The organism is Mesorhizobium sp. M1252, assembly GCF_040318265.1.
In the GTDB taxonomy this organism is placed as follows: Bacteria; Pseudomonadota; Alphaproteobacteria; order Rhizobiales; family Rhizobiaceae; genus Mesorhizobium.
Genome location: NZ_JAMYLX010000002.1, coordinates 1 through 22,123, shown reverse-complemented (window position 1 = coordinate 22,123; position 22,123 = coordinate 1). Strand labels below are relative to the sequence as shown.

Genomic DNA, 22,123 nt, shown 5'->3' with positions numbered 1-22,123 from the left:
ACGAGGGCGACCGGCTGCGCGCCATCGCCAATATAGGCCGCGAGGACGTGCTGGTCGAAGGGCTGACGCCGATCGCCAAGGGGGTGAGGGTGCTCGGCGCTTCCAGCGACCATCTGCTGCTCGATGTGCAGGATGCCGATCCGCGGCCTACCGTCGGCGACCGTGTCGCCTTCCGCATGAATTATGGCGCCATGCTTCTGGCGATGACCTCGGAATATGTCGAGAAGGCGCCGATGCACGACGTCGCGGATTTCTCCGGCCGCAAGATGGTGTCGATCTCGGCCGAACCGGAAGCCGGCGGGATTATCGCCCGCGAGGGAACCGGCGCGCGGCTGGAGGCAATGAATTTCGACGTGGTCGAACTCGCCGACGTCGAGCGGCCGCCCTCGGGCTTGATCCGGCTCGCTGCCGGCGCCGATCGCCGTATCGCCCACAAGGCGCTGACCGCAACGGCGCGCGCGACGCATTCCTTCGGCCTGATCTGGATCGATTCCATCGCCGCCCTGATGCCCGAGTACGAGGAGGCCAAAGACATGCCTGAAGTCTCGGTGCTGGCCCGCGCGCTCGGTCTCGATCACAAGCCCTGCGCACTGCAGCCGCAGCTGTCGCCGGAAAATGTCGTCATCGTCGGCCTGCGCCATGCCGATCCGGCGGAGGCAAGGGTGCTCAAGGATTCGCGTGTCTCGGCCTTCACCATGACCGACATCGACGCCATGGGCATGCGCGACCTCATGCATGAGGCGATCCGCATCGCGACGTCGGGCACGCAGGGCTTTCACGTCAGCTATTCGCCGACGGCGACCGAATTTACCGGCTGGGCTGCGGGCTCGGGCGGGCTGACGGTGCGCGAGACGCATCAGGCAATGGAGGCGATCTCGCTGTCCGGCGGTCTGCTGTCGATGGATGTTTCCGGGCTGACCGCCGGTCTGGAGCCGCGGATCGGCGCCGACGCCATCAACTTCGTCATGTCGGCCTTTGGCAAGCGGATTTTGTGATCAGCCTTGCGCCTCGACTGCCGCGCGCCACGCGGTGACATAGGCCGCCCAGACCGGGTCGGTCTGCGGTTCAGTTCTCTCGCCCTTGCCGTGTGGAACGGACTGATCCGTTGCCAGCAGCGCCGCGCCGATGCTGGTGCCGGTGGCGGCCTCGGAGGCGATGACGATTCGCGCGGTCGCTGCCGCCAGCATGCCGACAAAGAGGCGGTTGCGGGCAAACGGTCCTTCCACGGTGGTCGGGCCGTCGGCGCCGATCAGCTCAAGGCAGGTCGCCGTCATCAGCGCCAGATAGAAGGAGATGGCGGCGAACCGCTCGCCTTTGCTGATGCCCTCGGCACCAAGCCATGCCGCGGCATGGTGCGGGAACGGTCCTGATCCCTGCTGGGTAGAAGGCAAAAGCAGCATCTTTTTTGTCAGAACGGCCAGCACCTCGCTGCCGCTGCAGTCCTGCGGCTTGTCCTTGGTCAGCTGGGAAAACTCACGGCCACCCATGAAACGCGCCGAGGGCACGGGGTCGCCCAGCGCGCTGACATTGACCAGCGTGTCGCGCGCAGCATCGAGCGCAATCTCTCTGCCGCCGACCGCCATCGATACCACCCAGGTGCCGGTCGAGACGACCGAGAAGGGCGGCTCGTCGGACAGAAGATGCGGCAATAGGGAGGCGTTGGAATCGTGCAGGCCACAGAATACCGGGGTCTGCGGATCGAGCCCGGTGCGCGCGGCAAGCGCCGGCAGGATCGGGCCGAGCTGGTCCCTGGCCGGCCGCACCGATGCCATCAGCCTGCGCCAATCCAGCCTGTCGACCATCGAGGAAAAGTCCGCCTCCCAAGGGCTCCACAGATCGGTGTGGCAGCCGAGCGAGGTCACCTCGTTGGCGGCAACGCCGGTCAGGCGCAGCGCCCAGTATTGCGGATACATCAGCATCGCGGCGGCCTTGGCGAATTCGGTGGGGAAACGCTTCTCAAGCCAGAAGAATTGCGCGCCGAGATTGAGACCGACCGGCAGGCGCGGTGTACCGGTTTCGGCGAAGGGCGGACGAACAGCATCATACTCCGCCGCCAACCTGTCGGGGCCATCGAACTCATAGTCTAGGACAGGCAGCACCAGCTCGCCCGAGGCGTCGACCAGCACGCCGGTCGCACCATGCGTGGTGATCGAAATCGCGTCGATACGCTGTTCGCGGTCGAGGCTGGCAAGGCTGTTGAGGATAAACGTCCACAGCGCCTCGACATCGTGATGCGGATAGGGCGCTTGTCGCAGCGGCGCGTTCGCCATGCGGCGCAACCCCACCTCGCTCAGCGTGACGAGATCGACCAGCGCCACCTTGGCGTTGGTCTTGCCGATGTCGATGACGGCGATGTGGCGCAGCGCACTCATGCCATATGGAACATTGTTTCCAGGGGGATGGCCACCGGTTGGTTGTCCGGCCTGGTCTCCATGATGTCGGCCATGTGCGCCCACCAGCGCTGCATCACCGGATGCTTCGGCAGGTCGGCCATGCCATGGTCGTCCCGCCGCCACAGCACGCCGAACAGGATGTTGGTGTCTTCATCGAGATGGATCGAATAATCGGCGACGCCGGCCTCTCTCAGCAGCGCCACCAGCGACGGCCAGATCTCATCGTGGCGCTTTTTGTACTCGGCTTTCATGCCGGGTTTGAGCTGCATCTTGAAGGCGTATTTCTCAGGCATCAGCTGTTACCACGCAGCTGTCGCCAGACGATCGGCAGCGCGATGACGAAGATCAAGAGCAGGCCGATGAAGATCGACATGACGATGCCGGGCACGTTGAGCAGGCCGAGGCCGAAGGTCACCAGCCCCATGATAAAGGCGGCGAGCACGACGCCAACAATGCTGCCGGAGCCGCCCAGAATGCTGACGCCGCCCAGCACCACCATGGTGATGACCTCAAGCTCGTAGCCCTGCGCGATGGACGGCCGCGTCGAGCCGAGCCGCGAGGTGATCAGCACCGAGGCGATGCCCGCCATCAGTCCGGTCATGCAAAACAGGATGAATTTGATGCGGCCGACGCGAACGCCGGAAAACTGTGCCGCGACCGGATTGTTGCCGATGGCAAAGACACGGCGGCCGAAGCTGGTGCGATGCAGCAGGAACCAGTAGGCGACGGCCGCGAGGAGGAAGAGCACCAGTTCGAACGACACCACCCACCAGACGTAACCCTGGCCCAAGAAAGCAAAACTCTCGGGATAGCCTTTGTAGGCCTGATCGCCCAGGATGATGAAGGCGATGCCGCGAAACAGGCTCATCGTGCCGATGGTGACGACGATGGAGGGCAGGCCGAGCCTTGTCACCAGGAGCCCGTTGAAGGCGCCGCAACCGAGCCCGACGACGATGCCGATAGCCACCAGCACCGGCGTGTCGGCGCCGGCCTGCACAGCCATGCCCATCATGGTCGAGGCGAGCGCTATGATGGCGGCGACCGACAGGTCGATCTCGCCCGAAATGATCAGCAGCGCCATCGCGAAGGCGATCAGGCCTTTCTCGGTGAAATTGAAAGTCAGATCCGACAGGGAGTAGGCGTCGAGGAAATAGGGCGAGGCGAAACTGTTGATGGCGAAGATGGCGACCGCCACGACGACCAGCAGCGCCTCCCAGGAAAAGATCGCCGAGGAGAGCGGCTTGTCGAGCCGGTCGGGAATGTGGCGCGGGGCGGGGGTGTCGGTCATGCCGCTTCCGCTTTCCTCAGGATAATCCGCCCCTGCTGACGTTCGCCACGCGCGTTGAGCACGACGGCCAGGATGATGGCGCTGCCTGAAATCGCCATCTGCCAGAAGGGCGAGATGTTGATGACGGGCAGCGCGTTGGAAATGATGCCGAGGAACAGCGCCCCTAACACCGCGCCCCCGACCGAGCCGATGCCGCCGGCAATCGAAATGCCGCCGATGACGCAGGCGGCGATGATGTTGAGTTCATAGCCGTTGGCGACCTCGACCGAGGCGATGACATAACGAGAAATCCAGAGATAACCGGCGAGCCCGCCGATCATGCCGGAAATGCAGAAGACGATGAATTTGGTTCGGCCGACATCGATGCCGGCATAGACCGACGCCGTCGGGTTGACGCCGATGGCATAGATCGAACGGCCAAGCGCGGTTCGCGTCATCACCACGAAGAACAGCGCGATGACCAGTATGGCGATCCAGGACAGAACCGGAATGCCCAGGAAAGCTGCGCGCTGGAAGCCGATGAACTCAGGGCTCATCTTGTCGGCATTGACCCATGCGCCGCCGGACAGGACGAAGGTGGCGCCGCGATAGATGGTGAGCGTGCCCAATGTCACCACGATCGAAGGGATGTTCAGCCGCCACACCAGCAGGCCGTTGATGGCGCCGAGCACCAGTCCGACGGCCAGCGCAATGACGATCAGCAGCGGGATCGGGATCGCCGGATGCGCGGCGTTCAGCATCGCCACCACCATGCCGGTGAAGCACAGGTTGGAGGCCATCGACAGGTCGATCGAGCGGGTCAGGATGACGACCATCTGTCCCAGCGCCAGGATCATCAGGATCGAGGTGTCGTTGAACACCTGGGCGAGATTGCCGGGGTCGGCAAAGGCCGGGAAGCGCGTCGAGATCAGAGCAATCAAAGCGACGATCGCCGCTGCCAGCCAGATCTCGCGGAATTTCAGGAGAGCCTTCATGCCGCGATCCCCGCTGCCGTCCGGACCAGCGTTTCGGCGTCCAGCCCCTTATTATCGTAGACCGCCGCAACCAGCCCTTCGCGCATGACGACGACGCGGTCGGACATGCCCAGAATCTCCGGCAGTTCCGACGACACCATGATCACCGACAGGCCCTGCGCGACGAGCTCGGCCATGAAGCCGTGGACGGCGGCCTTGGAGCCGATGTCGATGCCCTTGGTCGGCTCATCCAGGATGATCACCTTGGGCGCCGTCGCCAGCCATTTGGCGATGACGATCTTCTGTTGGTTGCCGCCCGACAGCGTGCCGACATCCTGGCTGAGCGAGGAGGCCCTGAGGTCAAGCCGCTCGGTGTAGGAGCGGGCGAGCGCGAATTCTTCCGACAATCGCAGCAGGCCGGATTTGGAGGTGCGCTTCAGCGAAGGCAGCGAGACATTCTGGAAGATCGGCAGGCCGATCACCACGCCCTGCTTGCCGCGCTCTTCCGGCACATAGACGATGCCGGCTTCGATGGAATCCGCCGCCGATTTCGGCGTGATCGTCTTGCCTTCCAGCGTGATCGTTCCACCCGATATGCGGGTGATGCCCGATATCGCCTGCATCACCTCTGACCGCCCGGCGCCGACAAGGCCGTAGAAACCGAGGATCTCGCCCTTGTGCAGTTCGAAGCCGATGTCGTTGAATTCGGTCGGGTGCGAAAGGCCAGCGACCGACAGCACCGGCGCGCCGATCTCGGCCTTGCGTTGCGGAAAGATGTGATCGACCGAGCGGCCGACCATCATGCGCACGATCTGGCTCTGGCCGGTATCCTTGATAAGGCCCTCGCCAACCATCTCGCCGTCGCGGAACACGGTGTAGCGATCGGCGATCCGATAGATCTCGTCGAACTTGTGGCTGATGAACAGGATCGCCTTGCCTTCCTCCTTGAGGAATTCGATCAGCAGGAAAAGCTCCTCGATCTCCTTCATCGAAAGGGCTGCGGTCGGCTCATCCATGATGACGATCTGCGCATCGATCGACATCGCGCGAGCAACCGCTACCAGATGCTTGTTGGCGATGCCGAGGTCTTTCAGCCGCGCATCGGCGTTGATATGGCCGGCATGCATGGTGTCGAGCACTTCGCGCGCGTGTTTTCGCATGGTGCGCCAGTCGATGGTGCCTAGCCGCGTGCGCGGCGCATGGCCGAGAAAAATGTTTTCGGCGACGCTCAGATCGTCGAACAGCACGGTTTCCTGATGAATGGCGGTGACGCCGTGGCCGAAGGCGGCATGCGCGCTGGGCAGGGTGACGGCCTGGCCGTCAATGCTGATCGTGCCGGCGTCGGGCTGGTAGATGCCGGTCATGATCTTGACCAGCGTCGACTTGCCGGCACCGTTTTCACCGATCAGCGCCGTAACCTGGCCGGGGTAAAGCGACAGGCTGACATTGTGCAGCGCGCGCACGCCGGGAAAGCTTTTGGAGACGCCGGACAGCGTCAGGCGCGGGGCAGGACCCGTGGGCTCCTCCTTCGCAATGCCGTGCTGGGCTGTCGTGTCCATATCCGTATCAAGCCCTGAAACAAGGTCCGTTTAAAGTCGCGGCGGGATTTTGGTCCCGCCGCGCTTGGTCCGAGACGTCCGAGATCAATAGATCTTGGAGAACTTTTCGATGTTGGACTTGTCGAACTGGAAGGGCGGAGCCATCGCAGCCGAGTTGCTGTCATCGAGCGTGACCTTGCCGACGCGGCCGATCGACAGCGTTGCGCCCGGCTTTGCCTCTTCCTTCTTCACCGCCAGATCATGAGCGAGGTAGACGGCGGAATAGCCGAGGTCGATCGGATTCCAGAGGGCAACCGCCTGGCTGGAACCGTTGTCGATGAACTTCTTGAACTCCGACGGCAGCGCCAGACCCGTGACATTGACCTTGCCGATCAGGTTCGCGTCGGTGACGACCTGGGCAGCGGCAACGACGCCGACGGTGGTCGGCGCGATGATCGCCTTGAGGTTCGGATAGGATTTCAGCAGGCCCTTGGCTTCGTCGGTGCTCTTGGCCGAATCGTCATCGCCGTAGACGGTGGCGACGAGTTTGATCTTGGGGAATTTCTCCGGCAGGATCTTCTTGGCCGCGTCGATCCAGGCGTTCTGGTTGGTCGCGGTCGACGAAGCCGACAGAATGGCGACTTCGCCGCCTTCCGGCAGATAGTCGGCGGCCAGCTTGATGATGGTCTCGCCGATCAGGCCGGTGTCGGACGGGTTGAGATGCAGCTGGCGGCCTTCCTTGGCGACGCCCGAATCCCACGAGATGACGGTGATGCCGCGCTCCATGGCCTTCTTCAGCACCGGCACCAGCGCGTCGGCGTCATTGGCCGAAATCGCAATGGCGTTGACCTTCTGCGCGATCAGCGAATTGACCACTTCGATCTGCGCTTCGGCGGTCGCCTTGGTCGGGCCGGTGTAGATGATGTCGACATCGCCGAGTTCCTTGGCCGCCTCTTCGGCGCCCTTGTTGGCGGCGTCGAAGAAGCCGTTGCCGAGCGACTTCACCACCAGCGCGATCTTGACGTTCTCGGCATAGGCGGCATTCACGAACATGGCGGCCGAGAACGCGGCCGTCACCATCAATTTCTTCAGAAAGCTCATCGTATTTCCTCCCTTGAGCGTTGCATTCCATCGTCGCTGCGGTTGGCCTCAGGCCTGCAGCGAGGATTCTTCCTTTGCCGACTTGCGGGCGACGATCAGCGTCACACCCGCGGCCTCCAGCATGTTGGCTTCGCGATCCTCGATGCCGTCATCGGTGATGACGGTGGCGATGCGCTTGAGCCCGCACAGGATCAGGCTCGAGCGCTGGCGGAATTTCGATGAGTCGACCAGCACCACCAGTTCGTCGGCCTGGTCGATCAGTTTCTGCTCCGCCTGGATCAGCAGCGGGTCGCCTTCCATCAGGCCAAGCGGCCCGAGCCCTTGAGCGCCCATGAACATGCGGCGCGCGTAGAAATTACGCGTCACGTCATTGTCGAAGGGCGAGAGGATGATGTTCTGCTCGCGGTAGATGGTGCCGCCCGACAGCATGACGGTGTTCTTCGAATGCTTGAGCAGGTGCTCGGCGATGGGGAACGAATTGGTGAAGATCGGCATGCGGCGTCCGGTCAGGAAATGCACCATCTGGAAGGTGGTGGTGCCGCCATTGATGATGATCGGTTCGCCGTCCTTGCACAGCTCCACCGCTTCGCGCGCAATCGCGCGCTTCTGCGAAGCGTTAAGCGTTTCGTTGACGGAAAAGGGCCGGCCGGCGAGGCCGATGAACTGCGGTGGCGAGATCGCCTCGGCGCCGCCACGCACGCGACGCAGGCGCTTTTGCACATGAAGAGCCGCGATATCGCGCCGGATCGTCGCCTCGGAGGAGTCCGTCAGGTCGACCATCTCCTGCACCGTCACCACAGGCTTTTCCTGGACGGCGGACAGAATGATCCTGTGGCGCTCTTTTTCGTGCATGGTTCCTCCCTGCATGGTCATGAGGCACTAAAAAACCACCAGTGTCAATCATTTCCGCTCATATAATTTCATTGTGCAGTGCAATATGATCGATCTTGATCGTTTATGATTGACAACCGAGATGCTTGCGTAGACATTTCCGGCAAAATGGACCGCGCCTTTTGCGTCCCAGGGAGGATAATCATGCTCGACAAGCGCTCCGGCTCGCGCCTTGCCAACCTTTGGGACGATGCTAAAGCCAAGGGGCTGAGCGAGCCTGAGCTTCTGGTCTATCGCTCCAACACGCTCGGCTCCGACAAGCGTGTCACCAATTATGGCGGCGGCAACACCTCGTCCAAGATCCGGCAGAAGGACCCGCTCTCTGGCGCCGAAGTCGAAGTGCTATGGGTCAAGGGCTCGGGCGGCGACAGCGCCTCGATCAAGCTGGACGGTTTCGCCACGCTTTACATGGACAAACTGCAGGCGCTGAAAGGCCTTTATCGCGGCGTCGCGCATGAGGACGACATGGTGGGCTATCTTCCCCACTGCACCTTCAATCTCAACCCGCGCGCGGCCTCGATCGACACGCCGCTGCACGCCTATGTGCCGAAGCCGTTCGTCGATCACATGCATCCCGATGCCATTATCGCGATTGCCGCGGCCAAGGATTCCAAGGCGTTGACCAAGGAGATATTCGGTGACGCCATCGGCTGGCTGCCGTGGAAGCGGCCGGGCTTCGAACTTGGCCTCTGGCTGGAGAAATTCTGCGTCGAACACCCCGAGGCCAAGGGCGTCATCCTCGAAAGCCACGGCTTGTTCACCTGGGGCGACACACCCAAGGAGTGCTATGAGACGACGATCTCGGTCATCAACCAGGCGATCGAATGGTTCGAGCGCCGCTCCGAGGGTCTCGCCATCTTCGGCGGCGAAGTCGTCAAATCGCTAGACGCCGCTGAGCGCCGCGCCATCGCGGCGAGACTGATGCCGAGGATCCGCGGCCTGATTTCGGAGAAGAGCCACAAGCTCGGCCATTTCGACGATTCCGCCGCTGTGCTCGAATTCGTCAACTCCAGGGATTTGCGCCCGCTGGCGGCACTCGGTACCTCATGCCCGGATCATTTCCTGCGCACAAAAATCCGCCCGCTGGTTATCGAGTTCGACCCAGCGAAGCCCGACGTCGAAGCCGTGATTGCGCGCCTCGCCGACGATATTGCTGAGTACCGTGTCGGCTACCAGGCCTATTACGACAGCTGCAAGCATCCGGACTCGCCCCCGATCCGTGACCCCAACGCCGTGGTCTACCTGATGCCCGGCGTCGGCATGTTCACCTTCGCCGGCGACAAGGCCACCGCCCGCATCTCTGGCGAATTCTACGTCAACGCCATCAATGTCATGCGCGGGGCCTCGACCGTTTCGTCCTATGTCGGCCTGCCGGCGCAGGAGGCCTTCGACATCGAATACTGGCTGCTCGAGGATTTGAAGCTGCAGCGCATGCCGAAGCCGAAGTCGCTCGCCGGCCAAATCGCGCTGGTCACCGGCGGCGCCGGCGGCATCGGCCGCGCCACCGCCAATCGCCTGCTGCGCGAAGGCGCCTGCGTCGTGCTGGCCGATATCGACGAGACCGCACTTGCCAACGCCAACGACGAACTGGCGAAAGCCTATGGCAAGGACTTCGTCCGGCCGGTGCTGATCAACGTCACCGCGGAGGAGCAGGTGATTTCCGGCTTCGCCCAGACAGCCGTCGAGTTCGGCGGCATTGATATTCTCGTCTCCAACGCAGGCCTCGCCTCCTCGGCCCCGATCGAGGAGACGACGCTGGCGCTGTGGAACAAGAACATGGACATATTGTCGACCGGCTATTTCCTGGTCTCGCGCGAAGCCTTCCGGCTGTTCCGGGCCCAGAAGATCGGCGGCAATGTCGTCTTCGTCGCCTCCAAGAACGGTCTTGCCGCGTCACCCAATGCCGCCGCCTATTGCACCGCCAAGGCGGCCGAAATCCATCTCGCCCGCTGCCTGGCGCTGGAAGGCGCGGAAGCCCAGATCCGGGTCAACGTCGTCAATCCGGACGCCGTGCTGCGCGGTTCGAAGATCTGGACCGGCGAGTGGAAGGAACAGCGCGCCGCCGCCTACAAGATGTCGACCGACGATCTGGAAGAACACTACCGCTCGCGCTCGATGCTGAAGCGCTCGGTGTTTCCCGAAGACATCGCCGAAGCGATCTATTTCCTGGCGTCCGACATGTCGGCCAAATCCACCGGCAACATCATCAACGTCGACGCCGGCAACGCGCAGAGCTTTACGCGCTGAGTTAAGGGCGGAGCGCTTCTCTTCTCCCCGTCACTATACGGGGAGAAGGTGGCCCGAAGGGCCGGATGAAGGGCAGCGCTGACTGAACGCATTGGGAGGAATAGCACTTGTCCGAAACCATCATCGCCGCCGATCTCGTCTCCAGCCACAACGCCCAGCGCAAACCCGACCTCGAGCGCGACTACGCGTCGCTCGGCGAACGCCTCGACCGCCGCGGCATCGCCATCGATGCCATCCGCGACAAGGTCGAGAAATTCGCCGTCGCCATTCCGTCCTGGGGCGTCGGCACAGGCGGCACGCGGTTTGCCCGCTTTCCCGGCGCCGGCGAGCCGCGCGACATTTTCGACAAGATCGAGGACTGCGCCGTCATCAGCCAACTGACGCAGGCGACGCCGACCGTCTCGCTGCATATACCGTGGGACAAGACCGATCCGAACCGGCTGAAGCAGGCGGCCTCGCGCTTCGGCCTCGGCTTCGACGCCATGAATTCCAACACCTTCTCGGATGCCAGGGACCAAAAACTGTCCTACAAGTTCGGGTCGCTGTCGCATGCCGATGCCGGCACGCGCCGGCAGGCAGTCGAGCACAATCTGGAATGCATCGAGATCGGCAAGACGCTTGGTTCCAAAGCGCTGACGGTGTGGATAGGCGACGGCTCGAATTTCCCCGGCCAGGTCAATTTCGCCAAAGTCTTCGAGCGCTATCTCGACGCGATGAAGGAGATCTATGCCGGACTGCCCGCCGACTGGAAGCTGTTCACCGAACACAAAATGTACGAGCCGGCCTTCTATTCGACGGTCGTGCAGGACTGGGGCACTAACTACCTCATATCCAAGGAGCTGGGCAACAAGGCCTACTGCCTGGTCGACCTGGGCCACCATGCGCCCAATGTCAACATCGAGATGATCGTGTCGCGGCTGATCCAGTTCAAGAAACTCGGCGGCTTCCATTTCAACGATTCGAAGTATGGCGACGACGATCTCGATGCCGGCTCGATCGATCCCTATCGGCTGTTCCTGGTCTTCAACGAACTGGTTGATGCCGAGCTTTCCGGCGCCGAGGGTTTCGATCCCGCTCACATGCTCGACCAGAGCCACAACGTCACCGACCCGATCGAAAGCCTGATGCTGTCGGCAGTCGAGGTGCAGCGCGCCTATGCGCAGGCGCTGCTGGTCGACCGCAAGGCGCTCGAGGGTTTCCAAGACGGCAATGATGCGCTGATGGCGACGCAGACGCTAAAAGCTGCCTACCGCACCGATGTCGAGCCGATCCTTGCCATGGCGCGGCTGAACACAGGCGGCGCCATTGATCCAGTCGCCGCATATCGCGCGGCGGGCTACCGGGCGAAGGTCGCGGCGGAACGGCCGGCGGTTGTGGGCGGGTCAGGCGGGATTGTTTGAGATTGGCTAATCTCCACCACGGGGGGAGATTAGCTTGCCTCTGCCGGCAGGCGAACACCAATATGTGTTAGCTCATATTGATGATGGACTCGGCCGCTCCATGTAGCTCTTCTAGGCACACCGCACTTGGAGCACCGCCATGCCCTTGACCCGCCGGACGCTGATTGGCGTCACCCTTTCGCTCGCAATTGCGCTCGCGCCATCCGGCGCGCTCCATGCCGCATCGCCTCAACCTGCGAAGGGCGAGCACGGCATGGTCGTCACCGCCCAGCATCTGGCGTCGGAAGCCGGCGTCGAGGTGCTGAAGAAGGGCGGCAATGCCGTCGATGCGGCGGTCGCCGTCGGCTATGCGCTCGCCGTCGTCTACCCTAATGCCGGCAATATCGGCGGTGGCGGGTTCATGACCATCCGCTTCAAGGACGGCAAATCGACCTTCCTCGATTTCCGCGAGCGCGCGCCGCTGGCGGCAACCAAGACCATGTATCTCGACAAGGACGGCAATCCGGTGAAGGGCGCCAGCCTTGATGGCTACCTCGCGGTCGGCGTACCGGGTTCCGTGGCAGGGTTCGAGATGGCTCGTGAAAAATATGGCACGCTGCCACGCCAGGATTTGATGGCGCCGGCAATTGCCTATGCCAAGGATGGCTTCATCCTCGACCAGGGCGACGCTGCTTCATTCGCAAGCAATGCCGCACGGCTGGCGAAGGACCCTGCCGCCGCCGCCATCTTCCTGAAGCCGGACGGCAAACCCTATGGCGCCGGCGAGCGTCTCCTCCAGCCCGATCTTGCAGCCTCGCTCGCCGCCATCTCCGAAAAAGGCGCCGACGCCTTCTACAAAGGCTCCATCGCCGGCGCCATCGTCAAGGCGAGCGGCGCCAGGGGCGGCATTCTGGCCAAGGCAGACTTCGAGCAATATAAGGTACGCGAGCTGCAACCGGTGAGCTGCACCTATCGCGGTTACGAGATCGTCTCTTCGCCCCCGCCAAGCTCGGGCGGCGTCATCATCTGCGAAATCCTCAACGTGCTGGAGGGCTACCCGCTGTCCTATCTTGGCGCCGGCTCGGCCGAGACGGTGCACGTCATGGTCGAGGCGATGCGCTACGCCTATGTGGACCGCAACTCGGCGCTCGGCGATCCCGATTTCGTCGACAATCCGGTCTCGAAACTGCTCGACAAGGGTTACGCCAAGGAGATCCGCGACAAGATCGACCCGTTCCGCGCCGGCGTCTCGCAGGATTTGATGCCGAAGGGCTTCGGCGAGTCGAAGGAAACGACGCACTATTCAATCATCGACGATGACGGCAATGCGGTCGCGGTCACCTATACGCTGAACGGTTCGTTCGGCGCCGGCGTGGTCGCCGACGGCACCGGCATCCTGCTCAACAACGAGATGGATGATTTCACCCAGAAGCCCGGCGTGCCCAACCTCTACGGTCTCGTCCAGGGAGAGGCGAATGCCATCCAGCCGAAGAAGACGCCGCTGTCTTCGATGAGCCCGACCATCGTCGCCAAGGACGGCAAGCCGTTCATGGTTATCGGCAGCCCCGGCGGCTCGCGCATCATCACCATCACGCTGGAAGCCATCGTCAACGTCATCGACCACGGCATGAACATCCAGGAGGCGATCGACGCATCGCGCATCCACCATCAATGGCTGCCCGACACGATCTATGTCGAACCGTTCGGCCTGTCGCCCGACACTGAAAAACTGCTGGCCGGCATGGGCTACCACCTCGATCTCGCGGATTCTACCTGGGGTCAGGCGGCCGGCATTCTTGTCGGCGGCAAGAGCCTGGCGGAAATCGAGAAGGGCGGCGGCGCCCGCTACAACGGCGCCATCGACAGCCGCGCCGCATCCGGCGAGGCGATTGGCTACTGATCAAAACAAGAGATTGATCAGAGGACGAGCGTAAGCGTCGACCCGACGAGCATCAGCGCCGCGATCACGACGAACGCCGCGTAGATGCGGGGACGGTCGAGGAGCAGCGCATTGCCCGATATCCAGGCCGCGGTTGCGCCGCCAAGCGCAAACAGGAAGCCGTTCCGGTGACCAAAGGTCATGGAAGCGGCCATCAGCCCGCCAATGATCAGCGCGCCGAAGACGATGATCACGGCAACGGCGTATTTCTCGAAGTCGTTGCCGCCGCCCATGGCCGGGCCGATCGCGTTCAAATTCGTCAGATCGTCCGGATCGAACGGGTTGGTCGATCCATATTCATCTTGACCGACAGGTTCTCGCATCATTCATTCTCCGCTGACCGGCAACAAATCATCAACATCTGCCGAGCGCAACCGGATCGCGCCGTGCCGAAGGCCGCCGATGCGGTCTTCAACACTTTCTGATGCCGACTTGCCACGGTTTTTTTGCGCCGGTTCACAAAATCTACCCTGCTTTCGGGTCCACACGCCTGAATACCTGGAAAATGAATTACCTGGAAAAATCGCTGCGCACGATGCGGTGCCGCTGCAGCTTGTCGTAGAAGGTCTTGCGCGGAATGCCGAGCGCTTCAATCGTGCGCCGGACATCGCCGTCATTGCGGCCAAGCGCCTCGCGGATGACATTGGCTTCATAGCGTTCCAGCCGTTCCGGCAGTGAGCTGGCGTCATCCGGCTCCGCCGGGGCGGAAGGTGGCGCTTGCGCCGCTTCCTCGAGTCCCAGCACGAAACGCTCGGCGAAATGCGCGAGTTCACGCACATTGCCCGGCCAGTCGTGCTGGCTCAGATGGCGGTGCACTGAGGCAGGCACGGCTGGCATTTGCCGGCGGAAGCGGCCGGCTGCACGCTCGGCGAAGTAGAAGAACAGCAGGGCGACGTCGTCGCGGCGTTCGCGCAGCGGCGGGATCGAGATCGTCACCACATTGAGCCGGTAGTAGAGATCCTCGCGGAAGGCGCCGCGCCGGCTGGCGTCGCCGAGATCGACCTTGGCGGCGGCGACGACGCGCAGGTCGACCGGCCGGATTTCATTGGTGCCGAGCGGCGTCACCTCGCGCATTTCCAGCACCCGCAGCATCTGCACCTGGGTCGAGGCCGGCATGCTTTCGATCTCGTCGAGGAACAGCGTGCCGCCGCTCGAATGCTCGATCCGGCCGATGCGCTTCTTCTGTGCGCCGGTGAAGGCGCCGGCCTCATGGCCGAACAGCTCGCTTTCGATGACCGTGTCCGGCAGCGCGCCGCAATTCAGCGCCACGAAATTGCCCCTGGCGCGGCGGCTCCAGCGATGCAGCAGGCTCGCCACCACCTCCTTGCCGGAGCCGGTCTCGCCGGTCACCAGAACGTCGACATCGGTATCGGCGATTTGCCGCAGCGTCCGGCGCAATCGCTCCATCGCCAGCGTCTGCCCGATCAGCGGCAGGCCGTCCTGCGCCTGTTCGGCGCTTTCGCGCAAGGCGCGGTTCTCCATCACCAGCCGGCGCTTTTCCGCCGCCCGTGCCACACTTTGCGCCAGCCGGTCGGCGGCGAAAGGCTTGGTGATGAAGTCGTAGGCGCCATCCTTGATCGCCTTGACCGCAACCGCGATGTCGCCATGCCCGGTGACCAGGATGACCGGAATGTCGGCATCAAGCTGCAAGACGCGGTCGAAGAGCTGCAGGCCGTCAATGCCGGGCATGCGGATGTCGGACACCACCACGCCGGGAAAATTGGCGTCGAGCCCGGCCAGCGCCTCGGCCGCCACCGCAAAGGCCGAGACGGAAAAACCAGCGAGTTCCAGCGTCTGCCGCGTGGCCCTCAGCAATTCGCTGTCGTCGTCGATCAATACGACCGGTGCGGTGTCCATCATGCTGCCCTGGCGAGGTGAATGGTAAAGCGCGTGCCGGCCTGGTCGCTCGCCACCTCGATGCGTCCGCCATAGTCGGCGACGATGTCCTGCGAGATGACGAGGCCGAGCCCGAGGCCTTTTTCCTTCGAGGTGTTGAACGGCGTGAACAATGACTTGAGGATGGCAGGCGAAATGCCCGGCCCATTGTCGGCGACGGCAAGCGCCACGCCGTCGGCCGTCTCCTGGGCCGAAACCTCCACCCTGGCGCCGTCGCGACCGTCCAGCGCTTCCAGCGCATTCTGGAACAGGTTGATCAGCACCTGTTCGAGCCGCAGACGGTTGCCCATCACCTTGAGCGTTACCGGCGGCAGTGTGATATCGAGCGCGTCCAGCCGGCCGGCAAAGCGGCTTCTGAGCAGCACCACGGCGCCCTCGATGACGCCGCGCAGTTCGACCGGTTCGGCTGCCGTGCGCCCCTTGCGGGCAAAGACCTTCAACTCTTCGGTGATGCCGCCGATGCGCTCGGTCAGCGCGGCAATCGCGCCAAGGTTCTCCTCGGCCGAGGCGGTCTGCTTGCGCTCCAGGAACACACGCGCATTGTCGGCATAGGCGCGGATCGTTGCCACCGGCTGGTTGATCTCATGCGCGACGCCGGCGGCAACCTGGCCGAGGGTAGCAAGACGGTTGGCCTGCACCAGTTCCTGCTGCATGACCTGAAGCTTGGCTTCGGTGCTGCGGTGATCGGTGATCTCGGCCTGCAGCCGGTCGCGAGCCAGACTGAGGTCATGCGTACGCTCGACGACGCGGCGCTCGAGCTCGATGCGCGCTGCCTGTTCGGCGGCGATGCGCATCTGCGCCGACTGACGGCGCCACAGGAGATAGCCGGCCAGCGCCAGCAACGGCACCACGACGCCCAGCGCCAGCAGCCGCATCTCACGCACCGCAGCCGCGATCGGCGCTTCGACCGGCACGAGATAATCGAGCCGCCATGGCGTCGATTGGACCAGTGTCGAAAGCCTGAGATATTCGGCATCGCTGCCGCCCGGTGTTATCGCATGCACCATCGACACGTCAGGGCTCAATGCCTCGGGGCGTGTGATCGGCAAGGGGATCAGCGGCGCGTTGCCGAATTGCTGGCTGCTCCGGATGGCGGCAGCCACCGGGCCGGTCAGCGGCGCGGTGGTCATGAAGCGCCAGGACGGCACGCTGGTGATCAGCACGACGCCGTGGTCGTCGCTGACATAGGCCGGCCGGTTGGCCTCATGCCAGTCGGCTTCAAGCTGGTCGAATTCCATCTTGACGACGACGACGCCGAGCGGTGCCGCCGCATTGCCGACGCGACGCGAAATATAGAGGCCCGGGCGCTTGCTGATGTTGCCCAGCGCAAAATATTCGGCCGTTCCCGATTGCATGGCGCCGGAGAAATAGGCGCGGAAACCATAGTCGTTGCCGACGAAGCTGGTTGTTTCGCGCCAGTTGCTGGAGGCGATCGCAAACCCGTCGACGCCGGTGACGTAAAGCACCGAAGCCTTGGTGCCTGAGACCAGCCCTTCGAGCTTGCGGTTGAGCACGTCGATCGTGACAGCGCCCTTGTTCTGCAGGGCGTCATGCACCTGCTGGTCCTCGGACAAGAGCAGCGGCAGCGCCCGCGGGCTTTCCAGCACGGCGCGCAGCAACGCAACCTTCAGATTGGCATCGGTGCGGCCTTGCGCCGCCAGTGCCGCGACCTCGGCGCGGCGCGCGTAGAGGCCGGCGCCGGTGAGCGCCGTGGCAACGATCACCAGCGCGATCGCCGCAAACAGCAGCCAGGCGCGACGCGCGCGTTTGCCGAGTTGCTCGGGCGTCGGCGACAGGACCGCGGCAGGGCGTTGCAGCATTCCCTATTTGTGCATGATTTCGCACAAAGCACAATTCAGTCATGCGGATGTCCGCACTTGCGTTGAGCGGCAGCAGCCTCGATCGGACGAATACCCAACAAAATCAATGGCTGCGGTATGCCGCACAGTCTGGCACGGCAGTTGCAGTGACCAATACAGCAGTCGCAAGGCTGCGGAAAACAACTGCCCCGGGAGGTCGAGCTTTCGATCGGGGCGCCATGGAGGACGTCATGCAGCCAGCATTCGCTGCCGCCGAACCGCGCGGCAAGCTACCCTTTTACCGTCATCTCTACGTGCAGGTCCTGACGGCGATCGCCGCCGGCGTGCTGCTCGGTCATTTCTATCCCGAACTCGGTGCTTCGCTGAAGCCGCTCGGAGACGCCTTCATCAAGCTGGTCAAGATGGTGATCGCGCCGGTCATCTTCCTGACGGTGACGACCGGCATTGCCGGCGTTTCCGACCTGAAAAAAGTCGGCCGCGTCGCCGGCAAGGCGATGATCTACTTCCTGGTCTTTTCGACGCTGGCGCTGGTCGTCGGTCTGGTCGTCTCCAACGTCGTCCAACCGGGCGCCGGCATGCACATCAATGCGGCGACGCTCGATCCCTCGAAGGTCGCCGCCTTCACCGAGAAGGCGCATGACACGACCATCGTCGGCTTCCTGCTCAACATCATCCCCGACACCATCACCGGCGCCTTCGCGCAAGGCGACATCCTGCAGGTGCTGTTCTTCTCGGTGCTGTTCGGCATCTCCCTCGCTCTGGTCGGCGAGCGCGGCCGCCCGGTCGTCGATTTCCTGCAGGCGCTGACCTCGCCTATCTTCCGCTTGGTCGCCATCCTGATGAAGGCCGCCCCCATCGGCGCCTTCGGCGCCATGGCCTTCACCGTCGGTAAATACGGCATCGGCGCGATTGCCAACCTCGCCTTTCTGATCGGCACCTTCTACCTGACGTCGCTGCTCTTCGTGCTGGTCGTGCTCGGCGCTGTCGCTTGGTACAACGGCTTCTCGATCCTCGCCTTGATCCGCTACATCAAGGAAGAGCTGCTGCTGGTGCTCGGCACCTCGTCCTCGGAAGCCGCTCTTCCCGGCCTGATGGCCAAGATGGAGCGCGCCGGCTGCAACCGCTCGGTGGTCGGCCTGGTCATCCCGACCGGCTACTCCTTCAACCTCGACGGCACCAACATCTACATGACGCTGGCGGCGCTGTTCATCGCCCAGGCGACCGATACGCCGCTCACCTATGGCGACCAGATCCTGCTGCTGCTGGTTGCCATGCTGAGCTCCAAGGGTGCCGCCGGCATCACCGGCGCCGGCTTTATCACGCTGGCCGCCACGCTCTCTGTCGTGCCTACGGTACCCGTTGCCGGCATGGCGCTGATCCTAGGGGTCGACCGCTTCATGTCGGAATGCCGGGCGCTGACCAACTTCGTCGGCAATGCAGTGGCGACGATTGTTGTGGCGCGCTGGGAAGGCGAACTCGACCAGACCAAGTTCGCCGCCGCCATGGCCGGCACATTGTCCGAGGAAGCCGACCTGGCGCTGTCGGGCGATCTGCAGCCCGCCTGACCGCTCCGGGCACTGACGTTTGAGCACAAGGCCGCAGCCGATTCGGTTGCGGCCTTTCCTTTTCCGCCTGCACGTGGCTGGCGCTGGCCGGGCCCTCCCGGGTAGGGTGCGGACGTAAAACCGAAAGGCCGGCGCATGAGCAATCCGTACCCCGAAATCTACCTCGTCCGTCACGGCGAGACGGAGTGGAGCGCTTCGGGAAAACACACCGGCCGCACCGACATACCGTTGACGGCAAAGGGCGAGGCGGCAGCTCGCGGCGTGGCGGACCGGCTCAAGGATCTGTCCTTCCAGGCGGTGTGGTCGAGCCCGTCGCAGCGAGCCTTCAGCACCTGCACGCTTGCCGGCTTCGGCGCTGCTGCCGTCAAGAAGGACGACCTGCAGGAATGGGACTATGGCGCCTATGAGGGCGTTAAGACCAAGGAGATTCTTGTGCAGCGCCCCGGCTGGCAATTGTTCCGTGACGGCTGTCCCGACGGCGAGTCGGTAGCGGATGTTGGTGCCAGGGCCGACAGGATCATCGCCGGGCTGCGGGCAATCGAGGGCAATGTGCTGGTGTTTTCAAGCTCGCATTTCCTGCGCGTGCTGGCCGCGCGCTGGCTCGGTCTGCCACCCGAAGGCGGTGCGCACTTCGTGCTTGATACCGCGAGCCTCAGCATCCTCGGCTATGAGCACGATCTGAGCGAGCCGGTGATACGCAGGTGGAACCAGAAGTAGTGTTTCTCAGCAAGCCTGCCTCTTAACGCGCGAGCACCGCCAATTCCTCCGATGTCAGATGCCGCGCCTTGCCCTTGGCGAGCTCGCCGAGCTGCAAACCGCCGATCGCCACCCGAACCAGCCTCAGCACCTCGATGTCGAATGCCCCGAGCAGGCGGCGGATCTGGCGGTTGCGGCCCTCGTCGAGCACGATTTCCAGCCAGGCAGTGCGGCCGCCGCTGCGCAGCAGTTCGATCGAACTTGCGGTCAGCAGTTCGCCGTCGACGATCGCTCCGTCGCGAAAGCGCGCCAGCATCGCTTCGTCGGGCGCGGTGCCGATCTGGACATGATAGGTCTTGGCGACATGCGAGGCCGGATCGAGCAGGCGGTTGGCCCAGCGCGTGTCGTTGGTCATCAGCAACAGGCCTTCGCTGGCCTTGTCGAGGCGGCCGACCGGCGACACGAAAGGCAACTCCAGTTCCACCAGGCAGTCATAGACGGTGCCACGATCCTGCGGGTCATCGCGCGTGGTGACCTGTCCGCGCGGCTTATTGATCATCAGGTAGACTTTTGCCTCGCCGACGATCTGCTCGCCGTCGACAGCGATGCGGTCGCGGCCGAGATCGACACGCAGCGACGGATCGCGCACCACCTTGCCGCCAACCTGCACGCGCCCTTCGGCGATCAGCAGCTCGGCCTGCTTGCGCGAACACAGGCCGAGTTTGGAAAGCGCCCGGTTCAGGCTGACGCCTGCGCTCGGGGCCTGGTGTTGGGCGATGTCTGGTGACCGTGCCATGTCCTGCTTGCCATCCCAATGATCGGCATCGACAAATGCCACGCCCCGCATTGGCTTCGCAACCTGCCGCGGCACCAACATCACCAGTTCGCGGGAGCGCGGCTGCTCTCAAATACGATGTGTCAGGGCGTCGGGCTCAACAGCCCGCCATGGAACGCTGCCCCGCGACGGACGTTGTTGCCGACGAGCGATTTGTCGCGAAAGGCACCGCCATGAAGAGAATCTACGAAAAACCGACGCTCGTGAAGCGAGGCAGGCTCACCAGCCTGACGGCTCAGATCGTCGCTTCTGGGGTCATTCTGGGTGAATGATCCCCAGATAACAGAAGGGATAAATCGATGAGCGAGCGCGCCGTTGATTTCCTGCAGGGCTGGATCCACGAGCACCTGCCGGGCGAACTGCCTGCCGACAAGGCAACGGCTCGAACCCTGACCACGCGAGCTGCCCTGGATGCTCGGCATTTAGGCCTTGAGGTCAGCGAGATCGAAGAGGAGTTCGGTTCGTTGGAACGGGTGATTCTCGAGGCACTCGATCAGCCCGATATCTGAGCCCCCGATATGAGCCCATCGCAGGCGAATATCGGGCCATCCCCATCCTGGCGGTGGGCTTTTCGGTGATGGCATCCGTGGGTGCGCAGCCCTATGCGGCCCGCACCGATGACGCGGCCCGTGCCGGCGGCAGTTCGAACACAGTGGCGCCGTTCTCCCGGCCGCGTTCGACATAACCGATGACGCGGAACCATTTGCCGACGTCCGCCCGCTGCAGCCAGCTGCGCGAGTGGATGGGAAGGTTGCCGGCCAGCGCCTGAATGTGGCGGATGTGGCGCCTGCAGAAGCGGACCGTCGCGGCGCTGAAGAAACCCTCCTGCGCGGCAAACAGCGTGTCGGCGGCGTCGCTGTTCTCGTACCAGGCGACGATCGCCACCGTCTTGTCGCCCTCGACCAGCGCGTGCGCTCGGCCTTCCTTCAAATTCATCATCAGATTGTCGTAGGCGACCTTGCTGTCCTTGCCGGCGGCCACATACTCGTCCGACATCCGCGTGGACAAATCCCGGAAAACACTTTCGAGGTCGCCGATCGTAGCTGCGCGTGCTCGCATTTCTCCTCCTGCAGCCCCGGCAGGCAGTTTGCCCCAGGGAGAGGGGATCACCAAGCAAATCAAATCCGTCATTTGGCCGATGCGCGCAAAGTGATTTCATTGGGCGGCAAATGTTGGACGCCGCCATCTCCTATCGCGGCAAGCCTGTCATTCGCGTTGCGCCGGTTTTCGTATTTGCTTGACATTGGGCTGATGGAGGCGCGGGTTGCGCCGGGCGTTTGGCCTTGGGGCATATTTCAATGAAAAAAGTATACGAAAAGCCGGTCCTGCACCGGAAGGGCAAACTTGCGGCGCATGTTGCTTCGCCTACGTCAGGTGGCGGCGGAACCATTGACGTTCCGCCATCCACTGACGAGACTTGATATAGAGCTCCACTGAGCGCGAGACTTGCTAATCAACAGAAAGCCCGCTGGCTCAGGCCGGCGGGCTTCTTTCGGCTTGTGTGCGTCAAGTTCTGCAAAATGGGGCGGCCATGATGCTGGTCATGCGGCTTGGCGCAGAGCGAGCTTCTTGTGCTCGCGCA

The 22,123-nt window shown here is 63.3% G+C and carries 20 protein-coding genes; 8 read left to right on the top strand and 12 right to left on the bottom strand.

Annotated features, from left to right (window positions below; translation table 11 throughout):
* Window positions 1–176: 176 nt before the first annotated feature.
* Window positions 177–995, top strand: coding sequence for an arginase family protein (locus NKH22_RS03700; protein ID WP_352909192.1), 819 nt, complete (start codon window positions 177–179; stop codon window positions 993–995).
* Here NKH22_RS03700 and NKH22_RS03695 read toward each other — a convergent pair whose 3' ends face one another.
* The 7 genes from NKH22_RS03695 to NKH22_RS03665 form a co-directional block, all read right to left on the bottom strand.
* Window positions 996–2,372 (bottom strand): FGGY-family carbohydrate kinase, encoded by a 1,377-nt coding sequence (locus NKH22_RS03695; RefSeq protein ID WP_352908994.1) that lies wholly within the window; start codon window positions 2,370–2,372, stop codon window positions 996–998.
* Window positions 2,369–2,686, bottom strand: a complete 318-nt coding sequence (rhaM, locus tag NKH22_RS03690) for an L-rhamnose mutarotase (RefSeq protein ID WP_023681927.1) — start codon at window positions 2,684–2,686, stop codon at window positions 2,369–2,371. The genes NKH22_RS03695 and rhaM overlap by 4 nt, the downstream gene beginning before the upstream one ends.
* The gene (locus NKH22_RS03685; protein WP_023699530.1) at window positions 2,686–3,681 is read right to left on the bottom strand and encodes an ABC transporter permease; all 996 of its coding nucleotides are present in this window, start codon (window positions 3,679–3,681) and stop codon (window positions 2,686–2,688) included. The genes rhaM and NKH22_RS03685 overlap by 1 nt, the downstream gene beginning before the upstream one ends.
* Window positions 3,678–4,655 (bottom strand): ABC transporter permease, encoded by a 978-nt coding sequence (locus tag NKH22_RS03680; protein ID WP_023699531.1) that lies wholly within the window; start codon window positions 4,653–4,655, stop codon window positions 3,678–3,680. Before NKH22_RS03680 ends, NKH22_RS03685 begins: the two co-directional genes overlap by 4 nt.
* A complete protein-coding gene (locus NKH22_RS03675; protein WP_023708171.1) occupies window positions 4,652–6,193 on the bottom strand; it encodes a sugar ABC transporter ATP-binding protein in 1,542 nt (513 codons plus the stop codon). Before NKH22_RS03675 ends, NKH22_RS03680 begins: the two co-directional genes overlap by 4 nt.
* An 84-nt stretch (window positions 6,194–6,277) precedes the next feature.
* Complete coding sequence (gene rhaS, locus NKH22_RS03670) at window positions 6,278–7,273, bottom strand: rhamnose ABC transporter substrate-binding protein (protein WP_023669661.1); 996 nt, start codon at window positions 7,271–7,273, stop codon at window positions 6,278–6,280.
* A 48-nt stretch (window positions 7,274–7,321) separates the two neighbouring features.
* A complete protein-coding gene (locus NKH22_RS03665) occupies window positions 7,322–8,125 on the bottom strand; it encodes a DeoR/GlpR family DNA-binding transcription regulator (RefSeq protein WP_023669662.1) in 804 nt (267 codons plus the stop codon).
* Between the two features lie 183 nt (window positions 8,126–8,308).
* On the opposite strand from NKH22_RS03665, the gene NKH22_RS03660 reads away from it, so the two are divergent.
* From NKH22_RS03660 to ggt, 3 genes are all read left to right on the top strand, one after another.
* A complete protein-coding gene (locus NKH22_RS03660) occupies window positions 8,309–10,411 on the top strand; it encodes a bifunctional rhamnulose-1-phosphate aldolase/short-chain dehydrogenase (protein WP_023732397.1) in 2,103 nt (700 codons plus the stop codon).
* Window positions 10,412–10,518: 107 nt separating this feature from the next.
* Window positions 10,519–11,811, top strand: a complete 1,293-nt coding sequence (gene rhaI / locus NKH22_RS03655) for an L-rhamnose catabolism isomerase (protein ID WP_023692509.1) — start codon at window positions 10,519–10,521, stop codon at window positions 11,809–11,811.
* A 139-nt stretch (window positions 11,812–11,950) separates the two neighbouring features.
* Window positions 11,951–13,690, top strand: coding sequence for a gamma-glutamyltransferase (gene ggt, locus NKH22_RS03650; protein WP_352908993.1), 1,740 nt, complete (start codon window positions 11,951–11,953; stop codon window positions 13,688–13,690).
* Window positions 13,691–13,707: 17 nt separating this feature from the next.
* Here the strand turns inward: ggt and NKH22_RS03645 are convergent, their stop codons facing one another.
* The 3 genes from NKH22_RS03645 to NKH22_RS03635 all read right to left on the bottom strand — a co-directional run bounded on the left by NKH22_RS03645 (window position 13,708) and on the right by NKH22_RS03635 (window position 17,445).
* A complete protein-coding gene (locus NKH22_RS03645) occupies window positions 13,708–14,055 on the bottom strand; it encodes a hypothetical protein (protein ID WP_032885862.1) in 348 nt (115 codons plus the stop codon).
* Window positions 14,056–14,239: 184 nt separating this feature from the next.
* Window positions 14,240–15,589: a sigma-54-dependent transcriptional regulator gene (locus NKH22_RS03640; RefSeq protein WP_023823713.1), complete on the bottom strand. Its 1,350-nt coding sequence runs from the start codon at window positions 15,587–15,589 to the stop codon at window positions 14,240–14,242.
* Window positions 15,586–17,445 carry a sensor histidine kinase gene (locus NKH22_RS03635; RefSeq protein ID WP_352908992.1) on the bottom strand — a complete coding sequence of 620 codons (1,860 nt, stop codon included), beginning with the start codon at window positions 17,443–17,445 and terminating at the stop codon, window positions 15,586–15,588. The genes NKH22_RS03640 and NKH22_RS03635 overlap by 4 nt, the downstream gene beginning before the upstream one ends.
* A gap of 230 nt (window positions 17,446–17,675) precedes the next feature.
* On the opposite strand from NKH22_RS03635, the gene NKH22_RS03630 reads away from it, so the two are divergent.
* Window positions 17,676–19,010 (top strand): dicarboxylate/amino acid:cation symporter, encoded by a 1,335-nt coding sequence (locus NKH22_RS03630; RefSeq protein WP_502908563.1) that lies wholly within the window; start codon window positions 17,676–17,678, stop codon window positions 19,008–19,010.
* Between the two features lie 135 nt (window positions 19,011–19,145).
* A complete protein-coding gene (locus NKH22_RS03625; RefSeq protein WP_023711385.1) occupies window positions 19,146–19,727 on the top strand; it encodes a histidine phosphatase family protein in 582 nt (193 codons plus the stop codon).
* 22 nt (window positions 19,728–19,749) lie between these two features.
* On the opposite strand, the gene NKH22_RS03620 is transcribed toward NKH22_RS03625, so the two are convergent.
* Window positions 19,750–20,502, bottom strand: coding sequence for a pseudouridine synthase (locus NKH22_RS03620; protein ID WP_352909191.1), 753 nt, complete (start codon window positions 20,500–20,502; stop codon window positions 19,750–19,752).
* A gap of 149 nt (window positions 20,503–20,651) precedes the next feature.
* Here NKH22_RS03620 and NKH22_RS03615 point away from each other — a divergent pair, with 149 nt between their 5' ends.
* Together NKH22_RS03615 and NKH22_RS03610 are read left to right on the top strand one after the other, a co-directional pair.
* Window positions 20,652–20,813, top strand: coding sequence for a hypothetical protein (locus tag NKH22_RS03615; protein WP_352908989.1), 162 nt, complete (start codon window positions 20,652–20,654; stop codon window positions 20,811–20,813).
* A gap of 27 nt (window positions 20,814–20,840) precedes the next feature.
* The gene (locus NKH22_RS03610; protein ID WP_352908987.1) at window positions 20,841–21,050 is read left to right on the top strand and encodes a DUF768 domain-containing protein; all 210 of its coding nucleotides are present in this window, start codon (window positions 20,841–20,843) and stop codon (window positions 21,048–21,050) included.
* A 91-nt stretch (window positions 21,051–21,141) separates the two neighbouring features.
* Here NKH22_RS03610 and NKH22_RS03605 read toward each other — a convergent pair whose 3' ends face one another.
* On the bottom strand, window positions 21,142–21,600 hold the full coding sequence (locus NKH22_RS03605; RefSeq protein WP_352908985.1) for a hypothetical protein: 459 nt from the start codon (window positions 21,598–21,600) through the stop codon (window positions 21,142–21,144).
* Between the last annotated feature and the right edge of the window lie 523 nt (window positions 21,601–22,123).

What these genes read in the sequence shown, in the direction of transcription:
- NKH22_RS03675 (WP_023708171.1), bottom strand. Translation starts at nt 6,193, where the DNA reads ATGGACACGACAGCCCAGCACGGCATTGCGAAGGAGGAGCCCACGGGT.
- NKH22_RS03630 (WP_502908563.1), top strand. Translation starts at nt 17,676, where the DNA reads ATGCAGCCAGCATTCGCTGCCGCCGAACCGCGCGGCAAGCTACCCTTT.
- rhaS (WP_023669661.1), bottom strand. Translation starts at nt 7,273, where the DNA reads ATGAGCTTTCTGAAGAAATTGATGGTGACGGCCGCGTTCTCGGCCGCC.
- ggt (WP_352908993.1), top strand. Translation starts at nt 11,951, where the DNA reads ATGCCCTTGACCCGCCGGACGCTGATTGGCGTCACCCTTTCGCTCGCA.
- NKH22_RS03680 (WP_023699531.1), bottom strand. Translation starts at nt 4,655, where the DNA reads ATGAAGGCTCTCCTGAAATTCCGCGAGATCTGGCTGGCAGCGGCGATC.
- NKH22_RS03620 (WP_352909191.1), bottom strand. Translation starts at nt 20,502, where the DNA reads ATGGCACGGTCACCAGACATCGCCCAACACCAGGCCCCGAGCGCAGGC.
- NKH22_RS03610 (WP_352908987.1), top strand. Translation starts at nt 20,841, where the DNA reads ATGAGCGAGCGCGCCGTTGATTTCCTGCAGGGCTGGATCCACGAGCAC.
- NKH22_RS03635 (WP_352908992.1), bottom strand. Translation starts at nt 17,445, where the DNA reads ATGCTGCAACGCCCTGCCGCGGTCCTGTCGCCGACGCCCGAGCAACTC.
- NKH22_RS03640 (WP_023823713.1), bottom strand. Translation starts at nt 15,589, where the DNA reads ATGATGGACACCGCACCGGTCGTATTGATCGACGACGACAGCGAATTG.
- NKH22_RS03695 (WP_352908994.1), bottom strand. Translation starts at nt 2,372, where the DNA reads ATGAGTGCGCTGCGCCACATCGCCGTCATCGACATCGGCAAGACCAAC.
- NKH22_RS03700 (WP_352909192.1), top strand. Translation starts at nt 177, where the DNA reads ATGAATTATGGCGCCATGCTTCTGGCGATGACCTCGGAATATGTCGAG.
- NKH22_RS03660 (WP_023732397.1), top strand. Translation starts at nt 8,309, where the DNA reads ATGCTCGACAAGCGCTCCGGCTCGCGCCTTGCCAACCTTTGGGACGAT.
- NKH22_RS03685 (WP_023699530.1), bottom strand. Translation starts at nt 3,681, where the DNA reads ATGACCGACACCCCCGCCCCGCGCCACATTCCCGACCGGCTCGACAAG.
- rhaM (WP_023681927.1), bottom strand. Translation starts at nt 2,686, where the DNA reads ATGCCTGAGAAATACGCCTTCAAGATGCAGCTCAAACCCGGCATGAAA.
- NKH22_RS03625 (WP_023711385.1), top strand. Translation starts at nt 19,146, where the DNA reads ATGAGCAATCCGTACCCCGAAATCTACCTCGTCCGTCACGGCGAGACG.
- NKH22_RS03605 (WP_352908985.1), bottom strand. Translation starts at nt 21,600, where the DNA reads ATGCGAGCACGCGCAGCTACGATCGGCGACCTCGAAAGTGTTTTCCGG.
- NKH22_RS03665 (WP_023669662.1), bottom strand. Translation starts at nt 8,125, where the DNA reads ATGCACGAAAAAGAGCGCCACAGGATCATTCTGTCCGCCGTCCAGGAA.
- NKH22_RS03615 (WP_352908989.1), top strand. Translation starts at nt 20,652, where the DNA reads ATGGAACGCTGCCCCGCGACGGACGTTGTTGCCGACGAGCGATTTGTC.
- NKH22_RS03645 (WP_032885862.1), bottom strand. Translation starts at nt 14,055, where the DNA reads ATGATGCGAGAACCTGTCGGTCAAGATGAATATGGATCGACCAACCCG.